The sequence below is a fragment of the Mucilaginibacter sp. SG564 genome, assembly GCF_013149275.1.
Lineage (GTDB): Bacteria > Bacteroidota > Bacteroidia > Sphingobacteriales > Sphingobacteriaceae > Mucilaginibacter.
This window is the reverse complement of record NZ_JABGNA010000006.1, coordinates 176,832-203,469: the sequence shown is the minus strand read 5'-3', so window position 1 is coordinate 203,469 and position 26,638 is coordinate 176,832. Positions and strand designations below refer to the sequence as shown.

The following is a 26,638-nucleotide window of genomic DNA, read 5'->3' as shown; positions in this document are numbered from 1 at the left end:
ATCACCCCTAAACAATAGCAACTATGGCATAAAAGATACTTAACCCACCATGGGGTAACCAAAAAAAATCCGGCAGTGCTACCAACACCGCCGGGCAATATTTGGTTAACCCCTTCCCGATTGTATCGGGATAAAAAATCCAGTTTCAGATAATCTATTCAGTTAACCTAACTCCTAAAGTATGAATTTTTATACTCTTTTTAAGCCTTTGTTTTTTAAGCAGAGGCCGCTCACTAAAATTTTCATGGTTATGAAATTTGTAGTTTTTTTGATGACATTGGCCTGCTTACAGGCATCGGCTACAGGATATGCGCAGCAAGTAACGCTTTCAGAAAAAAACATCTCTATAAAAAAGGTTTTTACTGCCATACAGAAGCAAACCAAATACATTATTTGGTACGAAGACGAAGTACTGCGCGGAACGCACAATATTGATATTTCACTGGATCATGCCACTTTGCAACAGGCACTTACCGAGTGCTTTAAGGGCCAGCCAATAGCTTATACTATTGTTGATAAAACCATAGTGGTTCAAAAAAGCACCGCACAGGCACCGGTAATACAAGCGGTAAACGTAACGGTTAAGGGCCAGGTAAGCGATGAAAATGGTCTGCCATTGCCCGGTGTAACGGTTAAGTTAAAAGGCTCATCTATATCTATGGCTACCGATAGCAAAGGTAATTACGCGCTCTCGGTACCCGATGCACATGGTACACTCACTTTTAGCTTTATTGGTTACCAGACAAGCGAAGTGGAAATTAACGGTCGCGCCGAGATCAATGTTCAGCTAACCCTGCGCAAGAGCGATCTTAGTGAGGTTGTTGTTGTAGCTTTTGGCACCCAGAAAAAAGTAGACCTTACCGGCGCAGTTGACCAGGTAAGCGGCAAAGATCTGCAAAACAGGCCCGTACCTAATGTAGGCAGTGCCCTACAAGGTGTAATGGCGGGTTTAAATGTAACCACCAATTATGGTGGCGGAGCTCCGGGTTCGGCCAAAACAATCAACGTGCGCGGTTTTACCGGGTTCCATATTGATGGCAATGGCAATTACCAAACCGATACGGGAGGCCCTTTAATATTAGTTGACGGAGTTGAAACCGATATTAACAGCATCAATGTTAACGATATTGAAAATGTGAGTTTGCTGAAAGACGCGGCATCAGCAGCTGTGTATGGATCCAGAGCACCTAACGGTGTATTATTGATCACTACCAAACAAGGTAAAAAGAACCAGCCTGCCCGTTTTAGCTATTCCAACAATTTCTCTTATGCAAAGCCGCTAAATGTGCCGCAAATGTCCAATTCATTGATTTTTGCCAACACCATGAATGAGGCTTTTGCCAATGCCGGACAACCCCCGCTTTTTACCGATGATGCTATCAGCCGGATAACCACCTACGTACAAAACCCCGGTTCAATACCGAATACCATACCGGTCGCCGGCTCCAACCAATGGGCCAGCTATGATCCGGTGTTTGGAAATGCCAATAACGACTGGTTTAAAATTTACCTGAAAAAAACATCGGCAAGCCAGCAGCATAATTTTAGTGTAGATGGTGGCAGCGACAAAATAACCTATTTTGTAGGCTTTGGGGCCACAAACCAAAACGGATTGTTTAACTATTTTAATGATAGTTACAAACGCAATAACCTAAGGGCCAACCTTACTGCCGATATCAATAAGTATATCACCTTTAGTGTAAAGACAGCCTTTTCGCAGGAGAATAACTTATCGCCATACAACGGTGGTAGTAATACCGGGGGGAATTTTTTTCACCAGATAGCACGCCTTTGGCCAAACCTGGCTTTGGTTGATCCCAATGGCGGATATGACCCCACTTCTTATGTACCCCAGATACAACAAGGCGGCAGCAATAAAAGTCGCACCAATAACAGCCGGATAGGTGGCGATATTATCATCAAGCCTTTACCTGGCTGGAATATTACCGGTCAGTATACTTATAACTATCAAAGCTATAATCAAACAAGTACCGTTTTACCTTACTATTATTCAACACCAGGTAATCCGCAAACATTAAGTAATACCATATCGTCGGTAGCTCAAAATTACGGGCTAACCAGCTATTATAATTACAACTATTTTACCAGTTACGAAAAGCAAATAGGCGGTCACTATTTTAAAGTATTGGTTGGTCAGCAAACCGAACAAAAAACCTACTCTAACTTATACGGCTATAACCAATACCTGTACAGTACCAGTCTGCCATCCCTGGCACTTACCAGTGGTACAACTCCTATTGTAACAGATGGCGCTAACGGTATTAATGGTGTTCCGCCATACAGCTGGGCCACTCACAGCAGCATCGGAAGGTTCAATTATAATTACAAGGAAAAATATCTTTTAGAGGGTAATGCCAGTTATATGGGTACTTCCTTATTTCCACAGAATACACGCTACCATTGGTTTACCTCGGTATCCGCAGGGTGGAATGTTTCTAAAGAAAGTTTCTTTGAGCCCTTACGCAATCATATCAGTAACCTTAAATTCCGGGCATCTTATGGTGGTTTAGGTGATATTACATCGCTTTTAACGCAGAATACTTTTTATCCATACCTGAGTAATTTACGGGTTAGCCAGGCCAATAATAGTCAATGGATATTTACACCATCAAACGGCGGCCGCCTGCCTTCCGTGTCTAACCCCGGCAACCTACCCAGCCCAACCATTACCTGGGCAAAACCATCTATGCTGGACATTGGTATAGATGTGGATTTCCTGACCGATTTTAGCCTCACCGCCGATTGGTATAACAGGAAGGTAAAAGATCAGTTTGCGCCGTCTACCACTCCTCCTGCTACATTGGGCATCGCAGCCCCAACAGTAAATGCCGCGGCATCAACTACAAAAGGATGGGATGCAACACTGTCATGGAAACACCAATTTAACCAGGTTAGGGTGATGGTTAGGGCAAACATGGGCCATTACTCTGGCAAAATAACCAAGTACGATGGCAATTCGGCCAACCTCATCAACCAGCCTTATGTTGGGGAGCCAATGGGCGCTATATGGGGATTTAAAACGGTTGGTAAATTTCAAACACAGGCCCAGGTTAACAACTCACCAGATCAAACCGCCATTAACGGAAGCGGTTATAAACCCGGCGATATCCAATATGCCGATCTGAACGGGGATGGAAAGATCACCTACGGCAAAAACACCGTTGGCGACCCTGGCGACCGGGCCATTATCGGCAATACCACCCCTAAATACTTATATGGCTTTAATGCCAATGTAGGCTGGAAAGGTATTGACGTTGCTATATTTATACAAGGCCAGGGCCATACGGATTATGCACCCGGCAATAACTATTTCTGGGGCGTAACCTCACAATATCAAAGCACCGTAACACCTAAAATGGCCGACCGCTGGACACCAACCAATACCGGTGGCTATTTCCCAAGGCTGGATATCAACAACGGCCCGGGTAAAAACCAGATCACTCAATCGGGCTACCTGTTAAACGCGGCCTATATGCGCTTAAAAAATGTGCAGTTAGGCTATACCATTCCCGACAGATTTACTCAAAAATTCCACATTTATGGCGTACGCTTATATGGAAGCGTGGATAACGTGGCCACCATTACCGGGGTATTTAAACACCAGTATGTAGATCCGGAACTGTTGCAAAGCGACGAGAAGATATACCCACTACAGCGCACCTATTCCTTTGGTTTACAAATGAATATTAAATAACAACACAAATATTTAAAAACATGAAACCGAAACAACTCCTATACATATACACTACCATACTGGGCCTGCTGGCTATATCATCCTGTAAAAAGGACGGCCTGCTAAATCAGGCTCCACCTACCAGTCTTACCGAATCATCCTACTGGCACACCCCAAGCGATTTGCAGAGCTACATGAACAATTTATATGCAAAGGATAATATCTTTCCGCATTACCGTGGTTACGGAAGTTTGGGCATATACAGTGTGGATGACAACAGCGATAACATGACCCCGCAATCGCTGGATAGCCGGCTGAGCGGGCAGTTAACCATCAACAATTCGAGCTATGCCGATTGGGCTAATATCCGTGATGTTAATTATTTCCTGGCTAATTACTCCAAGGTTAGCGGCGCGGCAGGTGATATCGCCCCATTTGTTGGCGAGGCTTATTTTTTCAGGGCGATGTTATATTTTCAGGCCGTTCAGAATGTGGGCGGTGTGCCATTTATTACCAAAGCTTTAAACGTAGATGAGATAGACGCTTTAAAAGCGCCAAGATTGCCGCGCAACGTAGTGGTTGATTCTATTTTGAATGACCTTAATCGGGCCATCACCAATCTGCCAACAAAAAGTAAAGCGCAATCCCAACGTTTATACAAGGAATATGCCCAGGGTTTTAAAGCCAGGGTATGCTTATTCGAGGGCACCTGGGAAAAATATCATGCCGGCGATGCCTTTGGTGTTAGCGGCCAAAACGGGGTCAATTATTTACAAATGGCTGCCGATGCGGCCAACGCGGTGATCTCTTCGGGTGTTTATCAGTTAGATAATGTGGGTGTATCCAATGGCTACTTCAATTTGTTTAACCAAACTGATTATACCAGCAGTAAGGAGATCATGTTTTGGGGAGCCTACAACCAGCAAGCCGGTATTACTACTTACTGGCAAAACTATTACCAGTTTGGATCGGGCGGTACCAATTCCGATGGCTTGTCAAAAAGCCTGATTGATGATTACCTGTGTACCGATGGCAAACCGATTAGCCTGAGTCCGCTGTATAAAGGTAACGATTCGCTTGCCCACCAATTAAAAAACCGTGATCCGAGGTTAAGGCAAAGCGTGTTTTTATATGGCGATACGGTAATATCCAACATACCGGGAGGTTCGCCAATTAAATTATTCACTTATCCCGGGCTTGTTTCCGGCACCCCCTGCACAACCGGTTTTCAGATCAGAAAGGGACTCAATACCGATTATTTCCAGGATAGCCATAATGGCCCCGGCGGTACCGATGGGGTGATCTACATGCGCTATGCAGAGATACTGCTGATTTATGCCGAAGCTCGTGCAGAACTGGGCACACTAACACAGGGCGATGTTGATATCACCATCAACAAACTCCGCGACCGCGTAAAAATGCCGCATTTAAATATCGCATCCATAACCACAGACCCTAACTGGCTTTTCCCTTCACTTTCACCGGTTATTAACGAGGTACGCCGCGAGCGCCGGATAGAATTAGCCTGCGAAGGTTATAGGCTGAATGATGTATTAAGATGGGCAGCCGCGTCAACCGTTATTGTAGGTAAATCGCCCCTGGGCGCTAAAGCCAATCAGTTTTTAACCGTTATACCAGCCATTAAAATAGGCAGCAACCTGTTTGTTAATGCCGACGGGTACATTGCCCCATACGGTAATGTAAGCAGCATGGCCAGCGGGTACCAATTCAATATAAACCGCGACTACCTTTTACCAATTCCGGTACAGGAAACAGTAGTAAACCCAGCCATCAAACAAAACCCGGGCTGGTAGGTAAAGATCCTGCTATCGCCGGAGTGAGTACCGGTGTATAGTTGATTAGTTGATTAGTTGGTTATAAGAACCCTTCTTCGGGAGGGTTCTTTTTAACATTGATAACTCACAAAATGCTATTTGCCACACCGTCTATCGCTAACAAATTTTGCCCTCATATATAAACCTTAAAAAAACCTATTATGAAAAAAAACATCTTTGTAGTTAAGGCATGCCTGCTCTTGCTGTGCTCCTGCGTTATGGCATTTGTTACCTCCTGTAAAAAGGATATCAGCAATGGCACAAAACAACCGGCAGTTAATTCGGCGGCAAGCCATTTAAACACCACCGCTACTAATACAGAACTGATCGCCTATAAAAACAGCGCTCACCAGCTTATGGTAGGCTATTACCGCACCTGGGGCGATAAAATAGTATCCGGAGATGTAAACGGCCCTGCCATGACCGATATGCCGGATAGCGTAGATATCATTTGCAACTTTACCGATTATACGCCCGGCACATCGCCCTACTGGCCCGCTTTAAAAAACACGTATATACCGGCATTACATGCCAAAGGCACCAAGGTGGTGAATACCACGAGCCTACCCAATACCACTTCCGATACTTCGTATACCAATCACTATGCAAATAACAGTACAGGCTATGCAGCCTGGGCACTGGCTACTTACAACAGCTATAATGCTATGGGTTATGACGGGATAGACCTGGATGTGGAGAGCAATCCCTCCGGCGCTATCCTTACCGCCGATGTAGGTTTGATGAATGCCCTGAGCCAATATTTCGGACCAAAATCAACAACGGGTAAATTACTCATTTTTGATACCAACCAAACTGGCAGCAACAACCTTTTCACACAAGTATACACCAAGATCAATTATGTGTTTCTGCAGGCTTACTGGCGGCAAACCAGCACGCTCAGCTCTACCTTTAACACCTTTGCGTCCTATATCAACCCCAACCAGTTTGTGGTAATGGTGGATTTTGAAGATGGCTCTGGCGATGGACAAAACCCCAGCTATAATTACAACCCGGTACAGATATATCAGTACGCCAGCTGGCAGCCTACCCAAGGCACCAAAGGGGGCGTAGGCTCCTATGGTATCGACAATGAGTACTACCAGATAGCCAATGGCGTTCATAACATTTACACCCGCCACGCCATTCAGATGATGAACCCGCCGCAAACAACATCTACTACCAACGCGGTTTCTCTGTCGTCTGGCAAGATCTCGGGCGGAGACGTTACCCAGCTCAAAAGCGCTGCGGCCTTTACTCTGGAATCATGGGTATACTTTAACGCGGTGGGTTCCTGGAACAACATTTTAGCCAAAAGCAATACCAGCACCGATCGCATCGCCATACAAACCGGCGGCGGCGACAAGTCGCTTTATGTAATTTTAGGTAACGGCAGCAACAGCTATGGCTATACCGCAGCTAACGCGGTTGCGGCCGGGCAATGGTACCACGTGGCGGTGGTGTTTGATGGCACGCAGAGCACTAACGCATCAAAGCTTAAGTTATATATCAACGGCACCTTACAAACGCTTACCTTTTCGGGCACCATACCCTCATCAACCAGCAGCACCAATGCGGCGGCTTTCCTGGCCGGGTCTGAGACTACGGCTTCTACCAATACTTACCTGAGCGGAAAGATAGATGAAATACGGGTTTGGAACGCCGCGCTCAGCCAATCAACCATATCGGCCTGGATGAATAAAGCTTTGGGAACCTGTCATCCTAATACCTCCAACCTAAAACTATACTGGCAACTGGACAACGCAGCCAGTAACACAGCTGCCGTTGCTTCGCTGGGCACCACTTATGCGGGGACTATTACCAATGGTGTTTACACGGCAAGCGCTCAGGCCAGCACTGCCAGTGGATGTCCGTGATCATAATTTAAACCCTATATCTATCACAAAGCTTCCGGCTGTTTGCCGGAAGCTTATTATGAATTTAATTTTAAACAAAAAACCATATCAGCCTGGAAACAAAAGAACTATATTGTAAAAACTCAAAACTTATGAATGCTGGCCATATCTGTCAAAAAGCAGTAAACAACCTTTTTATAACTATAACCCATGTATTGTTATGTGGGTATTGCTATGCGCAGCAGGATCCAGCCCCACAGATTAACGGACCGCGATTATTTGGGGCACGCCCTGATAAAATTTTTATTTACCCGGTCCCGGTTTCCGGTGCTCAGCCCATCCAGATGGAGGCAAAGGGTTTACCGGCAACGGTGCAATTTGACACGCAAACAGGAATAATCACTGGTAAAATTCATACTCCCGGAAACTACCCCATTAAACTCACAGTTAAAAACAAGTTCGGAAAAACTACCCGCGTATTTTCATTGGTTATAGGCGACCGCCTGGCATTAACCCCGCCCATGGGATGGAGCAGCTGGTACAGTTACGGCCGCAACGTAACTCAAAAGCAAATTGAATTGACAGCCAAACTTATGAAAGAAAAAGGCCTGCAGCAATTAGGCTGGACCTTGCTGGAAGTGGATGATCCCTGGGCAAATCAACCGGCCAAAAACAATCCTGTTTGGGCCGAACTTAAAACTCGGCCAGACAATAAAGTTTACCGCTATTATGAAGGCCCGGATAATTTAACAACCCGGCAAGGCGCCCCAAGAGATGGCAGCGGCAACCTTGTGCCCAGTTCTTTCTTCCCCAATCTGAAAGGGATGACCGAAACATTGCACCGCCAGGGTTTTAAAGCGGGTATATATTCATCCCCAGGCCCCTTAACCTGCGGAGGGGCAGCCGGGAGCTATAATCATGAATTGCAGGATGCTAAATTTTGGTCGGACATGGGCTTTGATTACCTGAAATACGATTGGTGCAGCTACGGTGTCTTTGCCAAAGACACTTCCCGTGCCGAGTATATAAAACCTTATAAACTTATGGCCGGCGCTTTACAGCAACAGCAACGCGATATTATTTTTTCCCTGTGCCAATATGGTATGGGTAATGTTTGGGAGTGGGGTAATGAGGCCGGAGGACAGTTGTGGCGAACAGAACAAGATATCCGCGATAATTGGAGCTCTATCCATAACGCGATGAAAAAACTGGCTGACAAGGCGGCTTACGTAAAACCCGGCAATTGGAACGATCCTGATATTTTACAAATCGGCACTATTGGCGGCAATGATGAGGACGGCAAAAAAAGGGCAAACCACCTTAGTGCAGAAGAGCAGAAAACACACTTCAGCATGTGGTGCATGTTGAGCGCCCCACTGCTTATAGGCGCCAACATGGAAGATATTGATGAAGCCACACTCCGGCTGCTCCAAAGCCAGGAAATGATCGCTGTTGATCAGGACGCCTTGGGGAAGGCAGCCAAGAGATTAAAAGTAATGGATAACCAGCTAGAAATTTGGCAAAAACCTATGGAGGATGGATCGTTCATCATCGCATTGCTTAATGCTTCAGATACCACGATCACCTCCAACGTGAATATATTAAACTTTGAATTACCTCACTTGCCTGCTACCATAACCGATCTGTGGGCAAAGCAAACTGCCCACTTTCCGGAAGGGGATATACCTGTCAATATACCATCACATGGTATAGTGATATTAAAATGCAATAACTAAGTAAATGAAGAATATACTACTCATAATAGCCTTAAGCTTTTGCTCTGCAGCTTACGCACAAAATAAAAGCGCTAAAATATCCAATCTGCATTTTGGCATGTTTATTTGCTGGTCGTTAAGTACTTTTTCAGACGAGGAGTGGACGCGTGGAATCACCGATGTGTCCTTTTTTAATCCTACTGATGCTAATACCGATCAATGGTGTAAAGTGGCCAAAGACGCGGGAATGGATTATATTTTATTCCTGACCAAACATCATGACGGCTTTTGTTTGTGGAATACCAAAACTACAAACTGGAAAGTAACCAATAGCCCCTGGAAGAAGGATGTATTGGCTTCCCTAAAAAAATCGTGTGAAAAATATGACCTAAAACTGGCCCTTTACTTTTCAGAAGCCGACTGGACCTGGATCCCTAAAGATTTGAAACCCGAAGATTTTGTGAACAAGGAAAACTATTGGCGAATGGGGCGAAACAGTGAATTGAAAAAGGCGCAATTAAAAGAACTTTGCACGCTATATGGCCCAATAGCTTACTTCTGGTTTGATCATGCGCAATCTGATGGTGGATTAAATCACGAAGCTACCGCTGAATGGATCAAACAATTTCAACCCGATTGTATGGTAGGCTTTAATAATGGCGAAACAGCAGGTGACATCAGACTTGGGGAAATGGGAAAACCTGGCCCGCTTAACAGTGCAGAAGGCGGCGGCCCATACAATAAGGTGATTCATAGAGGCTTCAAGAAGGCTGAATTTACTTATCCCATATTAGGAAAAGAAAGATGGTTTTATACCAGCCCGGCTAATGATACTGTTTGCCGCACTCCTGAAGAAATAATTGAGGATTATAAAGGTGCGATAAAATATGATAATTTTTTCGCCCTGGATGTTGGACCGGGAAGGGATGGCAAATTACGAGACATTGATGTGAAAACACTTACAAAAGTGGGAGAGATGATCAGAAAAATCAAAAAAGGCCAATAAATTATTATCATCAATATGAAAAAGTACTTTGCCATTAACCGCATCATGTATTTATTTCCTTTAACACTGACATTTATGTGTTATACCGGAGCAGCACAAATAAAACCTGCCCTTATTCCCGAACCGGTATCCTTGGTTCAGGGCAAAGGCACATTTGTAATTGATAACCATACTTCCTTGATTATCTCATCAGGCAGTCCCGAGCTTGCCGCTCTGGGCAACCGGTCTAATGAATGGATCAATACGCTGGCGGGCGTCACATTGCCTGTAAAAAACAAAACAACAGCATCCGAGCACTCTATTAGTTTATTGTTGAATCCGGCATTAAACAATCTAGGTAATGACGAAGGCTACGAGCTATCCATTACCGAGCATGAAGTAAAACTGCAGGCACGTAAAACGGCCGGTATATTTTATGGCTTACAAACATTGCGGCAATTGCTTTCTCTTTCAGGCGAAGCCAATAAGCAACAGCATAGTTTACCCGTTGTAGAAATTGTTGATTATCCCCGGTTAAAATGGCGCGGACTGATGCTCGACGTAAGCCGGCATTTCTTTTCAAAAGACTTTGTTAAAAAATACATTGATGATATGGCCCGCTATAAATTCAATGTTTTTCACTGGCATTTAACAGACGACCAGGGATGGCGCATCGAAATAAAATCGCTGCCCCACTTAACGGAAGTGGGCGCCTGGCGCGTACCCAGAACAGGGCAGTGGTGGTCTTATGCTCCGCCTCAAAAAAATGAAAAGGCTACCTATGGTGGGTATTACACGCAGCAGGATATAAAAGAAATTATCGCCTACGCGACCGAAAGACATATAACCATTGTGCCCGAAATTGATGTTCCGGGCCATTCGCTGGCCGCTATAGCATCTTATCCTTATTTGTCGGCAACAGGATACATTTATCAGGTAAATCCCGGAAGTAAATTTTATAATATCGACGATAATACTTTAAATCCGGCAGACGAACGCGTGTATACTTTTTTAGATAAAGTTTTTACAGAAGTAGCCGCTTTGTTTCCGGGAGATTATATCCACATTGGTGGCGATGAATGTACAAAGTACTTCTGGCAGCAGTCGGCCGTGGTGCAGGATTTTATGAAGCAGCAGGGAATAAAAACGGAGCATGAACTGCAAAGCTATTTTATAAAAAGGGTGGAAAAGATCCTGAAGAAAAAGAAGAAAAAATTAATTGGCTGGAATGAAATTCTGGAAGGCGGACTGGCTCCCGAGGCAACAGTGATGAGCTGGCAAGGTATGCAGGGAGGGATGGAGGCTGCTAAACAAGGGCACCAGGTTATTTTTACACCCAGCAGCAATACTTACTTAGATCTTTACCAGGGCGATCCGCAACTGGAGCCCGACACATACGATATGTTGCGCTTGCAAACAGCCTATCAATGGAACCCTGTTCCAGCCGGGATAGACAGTACATTGGTTTTGGGCGCGCAGGGTAATTTATGGTCGGAAGCTGTACCTACCGGGCTGCATGCCGAATATATGACCTGGCCACGGTCGCTGGCATTATCCGAGGTATTTTGGTCGCTACCGGCCAAACAAAGCTGGACTAATTTTCAAAAAAAATTAGAGCCCCAATTTAAAACCCTGGATGCCGCGCAAATCAATTATTCCAAAGCAGCCTTTGATGTACTGGCAACTGCAAAACTCGATGAGCAAAAACAATTATTGGTTTCTCTTAGCACAGACATCGACAACCTGAATATTTACTACACACTTGATAATACCAACCCTGATACATCGAGCATCCGTTATACCGGCACTCCGGTAGCTATTCCCAAAGGGATCTACCAAATCAGAGCACAAACATTTAAAGGAAATGCAGCCGCAGGAAAATTATTGATCGTTCCGCGTGAGGAATTAGAGAAAAGGGCAAAGTAATGAATCAGCGGGTTTTCAAAAATGCAATTAAATAAAATGAAACATATATTATCCATAATGGCCATAGGCTTTTGCTCTACGGTTTACGCGCAAAATTACACAACCATTAGTCCAACGGATTCCCAACAGGAAATTGTAAATAAAGCCGCGCACATTACGCCTTCGCCACGGCAATTACGCTGGCAGCAGTTGGAGTTCACCGCGTTCTTACATTTCGGCATGAACACTTTTACCAACCGGGAATGGGGCGATGGTAAAGAAGATACCAAACTATTTAACCCAACTCAGTTAGATGCCGCCCAATGGGTACGTACCTGCAAACAGGCCGGAATAAAACAGGTGATCATTACAGCCAAACACCATGATGGCTTTTGCCTTTGGCCGAGTAAATACACAGAACATTCTGTAAAAAACAGCCCCTGGAAAAACGGGCAGGGAGATGTAGTAAAAGAGGTAGCCGACGCTTGCCATCAGCAAGGTGTTGGTTTTGGTATTTACCTTTCCCCATGGGACAGAAACAATCCCGATTATGGCGATACCGAAAAGTACAATGCTTATTTCATGAACCAACTGACCGAATTACTGAGCAATTATGGCCGGGTTGATGAGGTTTGGTTCGACGGGGCTAACGGCGAAGGTCCAAACGGTAAAAAGCCAGTATACCATTTCGATGCCTGGTACAGTTTGATCCGCAAGTTACAGCCCAATGCCGTAATAGCCATTATGGGGCCGGATGTGCGCTGGGTAGGTACCGAAAGCGGTTACGGCCGTTTATCTGAATGGAGTGTTATACCCGTCGATCAGCAAAACAATACGGGTACCGAGAAAGATTCGCAAAAAGACATTGCCTTTAAACCCAAAGGGGATATGACCGGAAGTGATCTTGGAAATCGCGAAAAAATAAGCAAAGCAAAAGCGCTGGTATGGTATCCTGCCGAAACAGATGTATCCATCAGACCGGGATGGTTTTATCATGAAGCGGAAGATAATCAAGTAAAATCGCCGGAAAAGCTGCTGGATATCTATTATAGTTCTGTAGGTCGCAATTCTGTTTTGCTACTTAATATCCCACCGGATACAAAAGGCTTAATCAATGAGCATGATCAAAAAAATCTGATGGCATGGAAAAACATCATAGATCAAACTTTTAAAACCAACTTATTGAAAGGGGCGAAGATCAGCTCAGTAAATGGCATCAATACCAAAGCCTTATTAAACAGCAATCTCCAAAACTACTGGACCACAAAAAGCAAAGACAGCACGGCGGTTATCGAATTCAACCTGCCCAAACCGCAAACATTTGATGTATTGAGTTTGCAGGAAAATATCACCATTGGTCAGCGTATTGAAAAATTCAACCTGGAATATTTTAACGGAACAAACTGGGAGCAAATAGCCGAAGGCACTACGGTTGGCCAAAAGGTTGATTCGTTTTAAACCGGTTACCGCTCAAAAGGTGAGGCTAAACATTACATCGTCCAGACTAAACCCAACGTTGACAGCCGTGGGATTATATAAACAATTTACCGGGTATTAAAATCGCAAACTTTAATACACAAACATCAAATAACCCATCTGGCCGATAATAGATTAGTATTTGTAATCAAGTAATCTGCGATAATCGGACGGATGGGTATTCAGGTTTACTAAAAGGCAATAATTCCAAACAACCGTTTGCGTGATGATAGAATAGACAAATTCTATCTTTTTAAAATATATTCACTCCACTAATATCAAATACCCATCCGACATAAAAAAACGGATAATCCTGTTTTAATTTTATTATGAAAAAAAATCTCTTTTTATTTTTCCTGATCCTAATCGGACGGACGGCGTTTGCTCAACAAGCCACCAAAGTAACTATCGTACCCAAACCTGCTTTTGTAGAAAAGGGTGTTGGCCTGTTTGTTATTGACCAGTATACCAGTGTCGTAGCCAAAGAACCCGATGCTCAAAAAGTGGCGGCAATTTTCAATTATTTTTTAAAAAAGCAATACGGCTTTACCTTAAGGACCAATAATGTAGCACTTGCAAATACTATTGTTTTAAATACTTCATCGCCTGCAAAATCATCAAATGAGAGTTACCAGCTTAAAGTGACCAATAAGGGCGTTAATATCCAGGGAAGCCGCGCCGGTGTGTTTTATGGAGCTCAGTCCTTATTACAGCTTATTCAGCAAAAAGGTAAGCAATTATTTGTGCCCGTGGTGAACATTAATGATGAGCCCAATTTTGCCTATCGCGGATTGATGCTGGATGTTGGCCGGCACTTTTTTGACACCAACGAGATCAAAAAGATCCTGGATGTGATGGCTTCGTTAAAGCTCAACACGCTGCACTGGCATTTAACAGACGACCAGGGCTGGCGCTTGGAAATAAAAAAATATCCAAAACTAACTGCCATCAGTGCCTGGCGCGATTCGACCATTATTGGTCAATATTATGATTTCAAGCCATTTGTTTACGATGGTAAAAAAAGCGGTGGCTTTTATACCCAGGAGCAGGCTCGCGAGGTGGTAAAATATGCCGCCGAAAGAAATATTGAAGTGATACCCGAAATTGAAATGCCCGGTCACAGTACCGCCGTATTGGCCGCCTATCCCGAATTAGGTAATGGAACAGGCCCATACAAAGTACCCGGCTATTGGGGTGTACATCATACTATTTACAATCCAGGTGAACCGACGTTTCAGTTTTTACAGGATGTTTTAACCGAGGTGATGACCATTTTCCCGAGCAAGTACATCCACATTGGCGGTGATGAAGTTCCGAAGGATGAATGGAAAAGTTCAGCCCTGGCGCAAAAGATCATCCATGAAAATAATCTGAAAGACGAACACGAGCTGCAAAGCTGGTTTATAAACCGCATAGAAAAGTTTTTAAACAAAAACGGCAAAAACCTGATTGGCTGGGATGAAATTTTGGAAGGCGGGCTAACACCCAACGCAACCGTAATGAGTTGGAGAGGCGAAGCAGGTGGCATACAGGCAGCCAAAGAAGGGCATAATGTGATCATGTCGCCCAATAGTAACATGTATGTAGATCATGCCCAGGCCAAAGACGGTAAAACAGAGCCCCTGAATATCGGAGGCTTTTTACCCTTAGATGTGGTTTATAATTATAATCCACGGCCAACAGCATTAAGCACCGATCAGCAGAAACATATTTTAGGCGTGCAGGCCAATATGTGGACAGAGTATGTAGCCACCAACAATAAATTAGAATACATGTTGTTTCCGCGTGTTATCGCACTGGCAGAAGTTGGCTGGACCAAAACTGATAACAAAAATTATGAAGATTTTACCAGCCAGAGGTTACCGGTAATATTAGAATCTATAGAACGATCAGGCGTCAATTATCGCATCCCGGAAGCCAATGTGGTGATCACCGATGACGCGGCAACCAAAAGAAAAAGAATAACTATTACCTCTTTTGTTGCGGACAGCAAAATATACTATACCATAGACGGGCACAAGGCCGATAACACTGCCGATCTGTATACAGGCCCGATATTGTCGCCCCTGACCAATGGCAGGCCTTTAACTTTAAGGTACATCATAGTTACCCGCGAAAATAAAACGAGTAATGAATTTAGTGTTGATATTAAATAGTACCGCCACTCACAGATTAATTACACAAACCAAAAGCCTCCAGCGAAAACTGGGGGCTTTATAGCACCTTTAGCTGGCCGAAGTCCCGGTTGCTTATCAAAAACTCACTTCTTCCTTCTCGGTTGGCTGCCCTTTCCCTGTAGCAATCAAACTATTTAAACTATGATTGATATAACCGCACCAAGCGCTGGAGCAAGCACCATAACATTCATATTGGGGGGTTAAACCCACGTGTGTAAAACGCACCTCCGTTTTGCTGCCATATTCGGTAATTTCAAAAACAATCTGGGTACCAGTCCACTCGTTTTTGTCTTTCACAAAATTGAGTTTGCTATCGGTAACAAACCAAACAACTTTTTTGCCGGGGATCACCTCTATTAATTTTTGCTTTGAATAATGTACCTCCCCGAAGTGTACTTCAAATTCATCATTTAACTTTTCTGAACCACCTTGCATGCTTTCTGTCCACCATCCTCGCACATTATTGATAGCATCAAAAACTACCTCCGGGGATTGATCAACCGTAAAAACGATGGTGTAACTCTGATCTCTCATTTTTTTGCCCTTTCTCTTTATTTTATAACTCCGCCCTCATTTCCTGAGCTTTTTTAACAGACTCTTCTATCGGGTTGGGCTGGCCTTCGCCTTTGGTAATAAGGTCATACAAACTTTTGGTAATGTATGTACCCCAAGCGTTAAAACAAATATCGTAACACTCATATGCTGGTACAAGTCCAACATGTGTAAACTGAACCTCTGTTTTATCGTCTTTACTGGTAATTTCAAATACAACGTCTGTATCCACCCATTCAGTCTGGTCTTTAATAAAATTAAAATGATTCTGTAGCACATGCCAAACTACTTTTTTGCCGGGTATCAGTTCGGTGATCTGGAATGTACAAGTATGTACATCCTGGTAGTGGTAATAAAATACGGCGCCCAATTTATCGGTATCACCTTTAGTTTCTTTTGACCACCATCCGCGAACATTATTAATAGCATCAAAAGCTTGTGTTGGAGTTTGATCTACCAGGATGGTAGCTGTGAAATTTTGATTTTCCATGATTTCTATTGATTTATTTTTTATTGGTTCTTTCATTAAGGAGGGCCTCTAAGTTTTTCAATTTGCTGCCCCAGAACTCGTCGAAATACGCTAACCATTGGTGCAATTCGTTAAAGCCCTCCTGTTTCAGTATACAGTGTCTTTCCCGGCCTATGTCCTGTATCGAAATAAAGCCTGCATTGTACAACACTTTAATATGCTTGGATACGGCAGGTCGGCTCATATCAAAATTGTCGGCCAGAGCATTAATGGTTAAGCTATCTTTCGAGAGCAGGTATAACATTTGTCTCCGGCTTGGGTCGGCAATTACCTGGAATGCATCAAGCCTGTGTTGTTCCATTTGCTGTATTGTTGATTATTTTCAAAAGTTTTTGGATAAGCTCCAACCAGCCTTTTTCCATCGAGTTGAACATAGACAGGAAGTTATTTGCTCCCTCGAAACCACGATGTATCAGCAAAAGGTCGGTGCCGTTATCTTTTTCGGTTAATGTCCAGTTCACTACCGAGCGGGTCATCGATCCATCGCCCGGTCCGAAATCCCAGGAATAGGAAAGCTTTTTGAACGGAACGATCTCCAAAACTTTGCAGTAAAAAATGCCGTCGAAATCCATATCGGGCATGGGGCTGGCATGAAAATTAAATTCATGCCCTATGGTGGGCTCAAAATCGTTTTTCATGAGCCATTGAGCAATTAACTCGGGTTTGGTGAGGTACTCCCAAACCACCTCTGGCGGATTAGGATAAAAAAATTGATGTTGAATGATCTTTGCCATAATGCGTAACTTTTAAGTTACTCAAATGTATATGTAACTTCTGGGTTACGCAAATTTATTTTCACTTTTTTTAAAACCTTATTTTTTTTTGACAAAAGGAGCTAATGCCTCTCATCTTCAAGGAATAGTGCAGCAGGTAAAGTGAGAGGATAAGTGGGAGTGCCGAAGCCGGTCAGGAAGTGTATGCCCTTATTGTATACAAACACTCCCTAACCATGCGATCAGCGAAAATATAATTAGACCGCCAAGTGCCGCGAGACTTCCGGTGACGAGGAGGTTAGGATTATTGTTTGATGCACAGTGTTCCGAAAACCCTGTAGTAGGATACTGTTGTTTAAATTTATTTTTCACGAAACGTGTAATTAGGACATGCTTCCTTATAATTCCGATTTGTTGACATTTTTAACAGCACAATTTAAAGTAGCAAGTGTTAACCTGCTACTCTTTTATATTATTGACCTGGTTACAACCAGGTATTTTTGTGTTGAAAGGTTTTTATTTGAAAAACGTTGAAAGATCATTTATATCGTAACCTTGTCCTACCTTAGTCCCATCTAACAGAAAAGGTGAAATTGAAAGTAATTGACTGGTTCCCTTTTTAAAATTAACGGAAGGTATGAATACTTGATAAGGATTAGATTGGGCCTCCTCTGTAACATTTTCCAGACTGGTATAAGGTAAATCTTCCGTGCCGGCTTTATAAACCAAGAAGTAATAAGCGTGATCTGGTTTTAAAGGCGTCAATTCTATAAAATCACCAAAAGCCCCGGTAATATTTGTAATCGTTGTTAAAGGTACAATATCATAGGTAATTTCGTCAACGTCCAATAATGCGAGATCTACCGGGCCACCGTAAAAATCTTTGAAGGTTGTACTGAACCGGAACCGGAAACCCATGTTATCAGGATTACTTACGGGTGTAACCGTCACATTATCAGAGAGTGTTGTGCCATCATAAAAAAACTTTTTTAGCTGATTAAAAGGCTTAGCGGCAATTTCAAACTCTTTGACCACTTTACCATCCGTTTTTTTACGCAACTGTATCTTGTCGCCAGGGTTAAAAAGCCCCCCCGAAAACGCGTCTTTTTTAGCTGGCAGCTCACCCAATACTTTATTATTGAATATCACCTCCAGGGTATCCGTCGACAGCACCAAGCCTTTTATATTAAAGCTTACAGGGCTCGCAGTCTTTTCCGGGTTTAATAATTGTTCTTTTTTACAAGCCGACAATAAAAGCGGAAAAAGAAAAATGATGTGCCTTAATTTAATCATATAATTATAATATAAGTTTTACAAAACAACGTTTTAGAACGTAAATTTAGCCCATGAGGCAATAGCCCAGGCCGGTGCAGTAGCAGGCAAAGCTGCAGTTCCCCAGGCTGTTATAGCACCTTTTGTTACACCTAAACCGGTAGCGAAATTAACCACGCCCGAATTATAGAATGGCTGGCTCATGCCCCATTTATCAGCAGCAGCTGAGGTTGAAGTAATCAAACCTGAAGATACAAATGCGCCGGTACCCAACACTGAAGTTGCCGCAGTAAAGCCATGAACAGAAACTTTTGTTAATGTTGACAATGAAGCATCTGCATCAACATCAGATACAATACCCGAAGGGTAACCGGTAAATAATGAGTTATTGATGGTAAATTCGGCACCACGGCGGTTACGGAAAGCCCACTTAAATCCAGGAGAAGTAATGGATGGTGTTAACGTCGCTGTCTGAGTACCCACTACATCGAAATTTGATAATGTAGGGTGAGTTTTTGGCGCTAAACTAAAAGTCGCATCTTCAGCAGGATAATTATTGTCAGATTCAATACCATTTGAATCAGATACGAAGCTCGAACCTGCATAACTGTGAGTTGAATAAGCGTCTGCTGCCGCGATGGCATATTGGATAGTACCGGTATAGCCATTGATAAAATCAAACTGATCGTCGGCATTTGCAAATGAGATCAGGTATTTAGGGCTTACTGTACCACCGAAGAACTCAAATCCGTCATCCAGTCCGTATGATGCCTGTATATGATCTATCACAGTACCATTGCCTACGCCACCGAATGTTAAAGCATTTACTGCAACATTTGTCGTTAACACAAACCCCGCAAATTCAATACGTACAAACTGCATTGCACCACTATTATCAGCGTCATCGGTACCCCCGTAATAAAATTTAGGATCATTGGTCAAACCTTCAATTAATTTACCACCAACGTTAACTCTTGCTTTACCTAAAAGGATAACACCTCCAAAATCACCAGGCCGCCCGGTGGTGCTGTTATTACCATCTAACAAGTAACGGCTGGTGAAAACAATAGGACTTGTTGCAGTACCTACAGCATTAATTTTACCACCCTGGGCAATTACCAATACACCATTTTGAGCATTTGGATTATTTACAGTAGCTTTAATGAAAGTACCCGCGTTAATGGTTAGCGTAGCACCACTTCTAATTGTAACAATGCCGCTCAGTTCCCAAACATGACCGGCATCCCAGGTAGTGTTGGTGGTAATATCGCCACTTACGGTAGTTACCGGTAATGATGTAACTGAGGAGGGGTAGTCGGTAGCTGATATGCTGCGATTATCAAACGAAGCGTCATTCTTAGCTTCCTTTTTACAGGCCATTACCAAACAAAGCCCTGCGGCCAGAAATATGTGTTTAAGTTTTACCATATGATAAGAATTACACATGTTTATGAATAAACCGGAGCATCAAATGATGCCCCGGTTTATAGTTAATAGTTAACCTAAATTCTTAGAAAGTAAATTTAGTCCATGAAGAAATAGCCCATGCAGATGCAGAAGCTGAAGTTACAGCGCCTCTTGTTACACCTAAACCGGTAGCGAAATTAACCGCACCTGAATTATAGAACGGTTGGCTCATACCCCAGGTAGGAGCAGCAGCTGCAGTTGAGGTAGTTAAACCTGAAGATACAAATGCGCCAGTACCCAATACTGAAGTTGCAGCAGTAAAGCCATGAACAGAAACGTTAGTTAATGATACCAATGAAGCGTTTGCATCAACATCAGCTACAATGCCTGAAGGGTAACCGGTGACCAGTGAGTTGCTTAATGAAGCCTCAGCACCGCGACGGTTGCGGAAAGCCCATTTAAGACCAGGAGCAGTAATAGCCGGTGATAAAGTTGCAGCAGAAGTACCTATGATACTGAAATTTGATAGTGTTGGATGAGTTTTAGGTAATTTGCTGAAAGTTGCATCTTCTGCAGGTGCATTATTGTCAGACTCAATACCATTTGAATCGCTGGCAGTGCCGCTGGCGCTGTGAGTTGAATAAGCATCAACTACACCAATAGCGAATTGGATGTTACCGGTAAAGCCATTATCAAAATCAAACTGATCATCGTCATTTGCAAATGAGATCAGGTATTTAGGGCTTACTTTACCACCAAAAAACTCAAATCCGTCATCAAGGCCATAAGATGCCTGTACGTGATCGATAGTAGTACCGCTACCTACACCACCTAAAGTTAAAGAGTTTACTTCAACATTTGGAGCTAATACATAACCAGCAAATTCGATACGAACAAACTGTAATGTACCGCTGTTATCAGCATCATTGGTACCACCATAGTGAAATTTAGGATCATCAGCCAAACCTTCAATTAATTTATCACCTACGTTAATTACAGCGTTACCTAAAAGGATAACACCGCCAAAATCGCCAGGTTTTCCAACAGTAGCGTTATTACCATCTAACAGGTAACGGCTGGTGAAAACGATAGGGCTTGTTGCAGTACCTACAGCATTAATTTTACCACCTTTGGCAATTACCAATACACCATTTTGAACACCTGCAGTATTTACAGTTGATTTGATGAAGGTACCCGCATTGATAGTTAGGGTAGCGCCGCTTCTTACGGTAACAACACCGCTGATCTCCCAAACATGAGCAGCATCCCAGGTAGTATTAGTGGTAATATCTCCACTAACAGTAGTTACCGGTAATGATGTAACCGAAGATGGGTAATCGGTAGCAGCAGTGCTGCGGTTATCAAACGAAGGGCTATCATTGGCTCCTTTTTTGCAAGATGTTACTAAAAGTCCGGCAGCCAAGCATAGGGCCACTAAAGATAATTTTTTCATTTTTTTACTTTTTTGTTTTTCAGAGAGGTAGTTAATTTTTAACCCCCATTTATTCGGTTTATTTGGAACTTTCTGTAATTCAGAATAATAGTATCTCAATTTTTTCAAGATCAAAAGAGAAGCTATTTTCAGACTTACTTTTTTTATTATCTTTACGGCTGAACATAATTCACCTGTATCGATCTTCTGGTCTAAACCCTCGGCTTAGTAACAGGCATCCTTTCGGGGATTTTTATATTACTCTCAGGTTTGTCCTGGTTGTGCCGTTAGCGCGCATGCTATTCGGTTTTTTAAACGAAGGGTTGTTGAACACCCTTCGTTTTATTTTTATGGCACAGCAGGATCTTATTTTTCCTCCATTTTTTTAATTGTTTAACCATTATATATCTACATACATGATGTATTCTCGTTATTAAAAATTATAAGTAAGCGATGTACTGTAGGTACGCCCGAACCGCTGTTGAAACATCACCTGGTCGCCTTTGTCGTAATTATTAGTAAATCCGGGTTTCAGGACATTCTCAGAATTTACTTCATAACTGGCTGTGTTACGGTAAATGGTGGATATATTATTAGTAAGGTTAGCCATGTTGAATTTCACTTCCATCTTATTTTTTAGGAAGCGGTAACTAATTTGAATATCCAGCTGATCCCTTGGTTTTTCATATTCAATGAAGGAGGGGATATCACTAACGATGTAAGTTTTACGTCCCGATTTATTATAAGCTGCGTTAAAACCCAAATGATTACTGATGTACTGTAAACCCACATTATACAGGTAAGGCGACTGCCCATACAGGGATCTTTTTTGTTGAGTGGGAACTTGTATGTATGGCTTGCCGCCTCCAGGGTCTACGGTATAGGTACTTTGTACTGTTGACTTTTGCAGGGTAAGGTTACCATAGGCTGTTATATTTTTCAGGATTCCTTCATCAGCTATAAAGCCGAAGTTTTTACGCAATTCAAATTCGAGGCCATAAACTTTCGCCCAATCAGCATTTTGGAGGTAATAATTAGGGTTACCATTCACCCTTATAGCGTTCAATTCTACAGGTTTATCAAAACGTTTATAAAAGCCCCCTATAGATATAATTTCGCCCAGGCCCGGGAACCATTCCGTTTTAAGATCATAGCTATTGATACGGGTGCTATATAACCCTTTATTGCCATATAAAGCATCCAATGTGGGACTATACCTCAAAAATGGGTTATTATCCATTAACTCGGGTCTTACCACACTGCTGGAAACAGCTCCCCTGATATTCAGGGACTGTATCGGGCTGTAGGTTAAATTAGCCGAAGGGAGCCATTGCCAGCGCTTATCGGGTTTTATCGAAAATATATTCTCTGCACCTCCTTTAATAATTGCTCCCTGTTTAATTTCGGTATATTTGTAATACTCGGTCCTTAAACCCCAAACCAATCTGAGTTTATCAAATATCCGGTTATCCAGCATCACATAGCCCGCATGTATTTGGCTTTTCCCTTTGTAACTATCTATAAAAGAAGGATCTATTGCGTATATATATTTATCATAGGCAATATTTGCAGGGTTGATCATTTGCCCTATAGATTTATACCCTAAGCTATCAGAAACCTTATCGGTAGTTGCCAATGCAGCGATCTGCCAGTCAAATTCCGCATTTTTGTGATTGCCGAAGTAACCAGCTTTTACACTACTTCGGATACCTGCAAATGTAAATGGCAGTGTACCCGAAAGATTCCATGAATAGTGGGTTTCTTTATTAGAAGCGTGCTGACGCGAGGTTACTTGAATTCTTGGTTCTGTAATTTTGCTGCCAAAATAAAAATACTGGTAGTTATCACCTATTAAAACAGGTGCAATCGAGGCAATACCCGCGTCTTTCTCCTCCCTGTTTACCGAAGTTCTGGCAGCATCCCATTCAATTTTTACCTTTCCTAACTGGTGCTGTCCGTTTAATTTGTTTTGCAACAAGGTGGTATAAGTTGGATCATCCGCCTCCATAATCCGGTTAGGTGTGTGGAGAGGAATGTAACTACCCCCATTATCAAGGTCGTATCCGGTTATTCTTGTTAATGTGTTATCATATACATGCGTATAGGTATTGCGAAAGCCGAACCGGTTTTTACCCAATTGCAAACCCACATTTAACAATGCCCCTAAAGTAGTGTTAAATGCGTAGGACGCGCCTGTATTTAAATCGGGGCGATCAATGTACCAGCCAGACGATCCTCCCCTGGATTGATCATCTATAACATTAATATTTTGTGTGTTACGATAAGTTATGGCAGCGGTAAAACCCAGCTTATTGTTTTTGGTAGTGTCCAGCGTTAATAAACGACCAATGGAAAACTGGTAGTTTTGTGAGGGGGCCGTTTTATATTTATACATGGTAAAGTTGTCGTTCGTAAACCTTTTACTTTGATCAACTGCCTTTTTTTGATAATCGGCATCAGAAAGCGCTCTGTTAGGATCGGTAGTTCTGTTGGTGTGAACCAGCCCGGTAGGAAAATCTCTTCTGCCGTCGTCAAAACCGAAATAATCATATTTTCCGCGCTTGTGGCTCAGGAAATCTTTACCGGTGCTTTGGTCATTGTATGCCGCACCGGCAGTAAAACTTATAAAATTTTCATTTGGGATATCCTTGGTATTAATCTGGATAAGTCCGCCACCAAAACTGGCATTCATATCGGGTGTAATGGTTTTACTTACCACTACATTATCTACCAACCCTGCGGGGATCATATCAAAGGAAAAGTTACGGCTCTGGGCTTCGGTACTTGGCAGTACAGTTCCGTCCATCATGGCGGTATTATAGCGTTCGCCAATGCCCCTAACCAGTACAAACTTATTATCAATGGTACTTACCCCGCTGATCCGTTTTAAGCTTTCGCCAATATTTTTATCCGGTGTGCGGGCAAGCTGCTCTGCACTGATACCGTTACTAATTTCCGAAGCGTTTTTTTGCCGTACAAGCAATCCATCAACCGATGCCTTGCGGTAGCTGGCCGTAACAACCACTTCTTTTAAGGCCGAGCTCGCTGGTTTTAATGCAATGTTTAAAGGTGTATTTTTATCCTCTGTTACCACAACTCCGTTAATCCGCGTAGTTTGGTAAGAGATATAAGTAATCTCCAGCGTATAAGTACCCGGGGCTACACTTAATATGTATCCGCCATCTACGCTTGTTTGTGTCCCATTACCGGTTTCAATTATTCTTACAGATGCACCAGGAAGAGTTTCTCCCTTTTCGTCCAATACCTTCCCGCTTATATTACCGGGTTTGACGGGTGCGGGTAACTTATATAAAAGCACAGTATGCTCATCGGCAAATTTGAACCCAACGTGAGTTCCGGCCAGCATTTGCTTTAATACCTGGGTTAGGGTCTCGTCTTTTACATCAATATTAATACGGCTGCCTTCATTGAAAATAGACTTATTATAATTGATCACGCAACCTGCTTTATTTTCCAATACAGTAAGCCCCTCTGGAATACTTACTGCCACTAATTTCAGGTTGATGGTGCCGGGAGCTTTTAATTGTTTTAAAGCTGAGCCAAATAAGTTGCCGGAAACATGGCTAAATAAAAAGAATATAAACAGGATTGCCCTGCAGTTAAATCTTGAAAAATGTTTAATTACTTTTTTGTAAAAGCTTATATTCATAAGTTTACTACGATTTTTAATTTTCACGAGTTAAAAACTATTTCTTTGAAACCGTTCTGTTGACGCAGGGCGGTTTCTTTATTTTAATTACTATTTCTTTATATAAGCTTTCGCATACGGATCTTAGCCGTGCTATATTTTCATTCACAAGCCTCCCCCCATAAGACTATTTTTGTTTTGTCGCCGCTAACTTTATACTTGATATGCCCGCTGCTCATAATTTTCAGCTGTTGCATTACCTCGTTAATATTTATGTCTGAAAAAGTGGCATTAAACCGGCATGTTTTTAGTTTAGCACTTTTCACTTCAAAATGAACATTGTAGTAGCGTTCAAGCTTAACCAGCATCGATCCTAAATTTTCATCGTGAAATACAAACCGGTTATTTGTCCAGCTATCCGCTTCGCTGATATGTCCAACATTAATTCTGAATTTTCCATTATCCTTGTCATAGGCTATTTTCATACCCGCTGTTAAAAGAGAAAGCATCTTACGGGCGCCCGGGCTTTTTTCGGTTACACCTACCTTACCAGTCCTTACAGATACGGTAAAAATTTTATCTTCCGGGTAGGCGTAAATATTAAATGAAGTACCCAGAACCTGTGTTTCCATCTTTCCAGACCGGATAATAAAAGGGCTTGCAGCATCATGCTTTACTTCAAAAAAGGCTTCACCCTCGAGAGAAACGCTTCTGATTTTTCCTTTTTCAAAATGCTCTGGCCAGGAGATTTTGCTGCGGCTGCCCAGGTAAACAACCGAGCTATCGGGCAGCAGCATTTTTACTTTTTCGCCACTTGCTGTTATTTTAGTAATAACAGCAAGTGATTTTACCATATCCAGCTGTTTTTTCTGGCTGGCTTTATATACAAAAACTGCGGAGCAGATCATCACCAATGAAGCCGCATACTTCAGCAATTGATATCGCTGTATCGTTTTTTGTTTTTTGTGGTCAATTTTGGCCCATAACTGCTCCAGTCCTTCATTCGCCTCAGCAGAGTTATCCCGCATCACAGGTTCTTGTTCCCACGTTTCGCTCATGAGATCAGACAGTTCCTGTTCAGCATTTTTGTTGTTATTTAAGTAGTGAAACAAAATGGCATTCTGGCGGGTGTTCGTTTTGCCCTCCAGGTACATTTTAAATAATCTTCTGATTTCCTCTTGATGCTTCACCTTTATGATTCCAATATTTTTTAATGACTTATATATGTATATAAGATCGGGAAGCGATCAACAGCTATTCGTCATATCGTTGTTTTTTTTAAATACGCGACAATGGACTCATAATCAGAACGATAATTTTATTTTTTATTACCAAAAACTCAACAACAGCAACCGACGGGATACTTCTTATTGCATAAAAAAATAATTGCCCTCCCGGGCAAGTGATACACTAAATAATAAGCTTAAGAAATAGCGGGAAGGGA

Annotated in this window: 18 protein-coding genes; 8 read left to right on the top strand and 10 right to left on the bottom strand. The window is 42.6% G+C overall.

Annotation, left to right across the window (positions count from 1 at the left end):
• The first annotated feature begins 250 nt into the window (after positions 1–250).
• From FHW89_RS15385 to FHW89_RS15350, 8 genes are all read left to right on the top strand, one after another.
• Positions 251–3,715 (top strand): TonB-dependent receptor, encoded by a 3,465-nt coding sequence (locus FHW89_RS15385; RefSeq protein WP_172335947.1) that lies wholly within the window; start codon positions 251–253, stop codon positions 3,713–3,715.
• A 20-nt stretch (positions 3,716–3,735) separates the two neighbouring features.
• On the top strand, positions 3,736–5,508 hold the full coding sequence (locus tag FHW89_RS15380) for a RagB/SusD family nutrient uptake outer membrane protein (RefSeq protein WP_172335946.1): 1,773 nt from the start codon (positions 3,736–3,738) through the stop codon (positions 5,506–5,508).
• A 182-nt stretch (positions 5,509–5,690) separates the two neighbouring features.
• Positions 5,691–7,403 carry a LamG-like jellyroll fold domain-containing protein gene (locus tag FHW89_RS15375; RefSeq protein ID WP_172335945.1) on the top strand — a complete coding sequence of 571 codons (1,713 nt, stop codon included), beginning with the start codon at positions 5,691–5,693 and terminating at the stop codon, positions 7,401–7,403.
• A 131-nt stretch (positions 7,404–7,534) separates the two neighbouring features.
• On the top strand, positions 7,535–9,118 hold the full coding sequence (locus tag FHW89_RS15370; protein WP_172335944.1) for a putative Ig domain-containing protein: 1,584 nt from the start codon (positions 7,535–7,537) through the stop codon (positions 9,116–9,118).
• 4 nt (positions 9,119–9,122) lie between these two features.
• Complete coding sequence (locus FHW89_RS15365) at positions 9,123–10,103, top strand: alpha-L-fucosidase (protein WP_172335943.1); 981 nt, start codon at positions 9,123–9,125, stop codon at positions 10,101–10,103.
• A 15-nt stretch (positions 10,104–10,118) separates the two neighbouring features.
• On the top strand, positions 10,119–12,008 hold the full coding sequence (locus FHW89_RS15360) for a beta-N-acetylhexosaminidase (protein WP_216650586.1): 1,890 nt from the start codon (positions 10,119–10,121) through the stop codon (positions 12,006–12,008).
• Between the two features lie 36 nt (positions 12,009–12,044).
• Positions 12,045–13,445: an alpha-L-fucosidase gene (locus tag FHW89_RS15355; protein ID WP_253952243.1), complete on the top strand. Its 1,401-nt coding sequence runs from the start codon at positions 12,045–12,047 to the stop codon at positions 13,443–13,445.
• Between the two features lie 347 nt (positions 13,446–13,792).
• On the top strand, positions 13,793–15,619 hold the full coding sequence (locus tag FHW89_RS15350) for a beta-N-acetylhexosaminidase (RefSeq protein ID WP_172335942.1): 1,827 nt from the start codon (positions 13,793–13,795) through the stop codon (positions 15,617–15,619).
• Between the two features lie 96 nt (positions 15,620–15,715).
• Here FHW89_RS15350 and FHW89_RS15345 read toward each other — a convergent pair whose 3' ends face one another.
• From FHW89_RS15345 to FHW89_RS28845, 10 genes are all read right to left on the bottom strand, one after another.
• On the bottom strand, positions 15,716–16,174 hold the full coding sequence (locus FHW89_RS15345) for an SRPBCC domain-containing protein (RefSeq protein WP_172335941.1): 459 nt from the start codon (positions 16,172–16,174) through the stop codon (positions 15,716–15,718).
• 22 nt (positions 16,175–16,196) lie between these two features.
• Positions 16,197–16,682 carry an SRPBCC domain-containing protein gene (locus FHW89_RS15340; protein WP_172335940.1) on the bottom strand — a complete coding sequence of 162 codons (486 nt, stop codon included), beginning with the start codon at positions 16,680–16,682 and terminating at the stop codon, positions 16,197–16,199.
• Positions 16,683–16,695: 13 nt separating this feature from the next.
• Positions 16,696–17,022 carry a helix-turn-helix transcriptional regulator gene (locus FHW89_RS15335; RefSeq protein ID WP_172335939.1) on the bottom strand — a complete coding sequence of 109 codons (327 nt, stop codon included), beginning with the start codon at positions 17,020–17,022 and terminating at the stop codon, positions 16,696–16,698.
• Positions 17,003–17,455 (bottom strand): SRPBCC domain-containing protein, encoded by a 453-nt coding sequence (locus FHW89_RS15330; RefSeq protein ID WP_172335938.1) that lies wholly within the window; start codon positions 17,453–17,455, stop codon positions 17,003–17,005. The genes FHW89_RS15335 and FHW89_RS15330 overlap by 20 nt, the downstream gene beginning before the upstream one ends.
• 189 nt (positions 17,456–17,644) lie before the next feature.
• Positions 17,645–17,806 carry an LPXTG cell wall anchor domain-containing protein gene (locus FHW89_RS29160; RefSeq protein WP_172335937.1) on the bottom strand — a complete coding sequence of 54 codons (162 nt, stop codon included), beginning with the start codon at positions 17,804–17,806 and terminating at the stop codon, positions 17,645–17,647.
• Between the two features lie 144 nt (positions 17,807–17,950).
• Positions 17,951–18,727 (bottom strand): hypothetical protein, encoded by a 777-nt coding sequence (locus tag FHW89_RS15320; protein WP_172335936.1) that lies wholly within the window; start codon positions 18,725–18,727, stop codon positions 17,951–17,953.
• 33 nt (positions 18,728–18,760) lie between these two features.
• A complete protein-coding gene (locus tag FHW89_RS15315) occupies positions 18,761–20,134 on the bottom strand; it encodes a hypothetical protein (protein WP_172335935.1) in 1,374 nt (457 codons plus the stop codon).
• Between the two features lie 82 nt (positions 20,135–20,216).
• A complete protein-coding gene (locus FHW89_RS15310) occupies positions 20,217–21,566 on the bottom strand; it encodes a hypothetical protein (protein WP_172335934.1) in 1,350 nt (449 codons plus the stop codon).
• Between the two features lie 412 nt (positions 21,567–21,978).
• Complete coding sequence (locus FHW89_RS15305) at positions 21,979–25,215, bottom strand: TonB-dependent receptor (protein WP_172335933.1); 3,237 nt, start codon at positions 25,213–25,215, stop codon at positions 21,979–21,981.
• A gap of 140 nt (positions 25,216–25,355) precedes the next feature.
• Positions 25,356–26,384, bottom strand: coding sequence for a FecR family protein (locus FHW89_RS28845; protein ID WP_172335932.1), 1,029 nt, complete (start codon positions 26,382–26,384; stop codon positions 25,356–25,358).
• Positions 26,385–26,638: the final 254 nt, after the last annotated feature.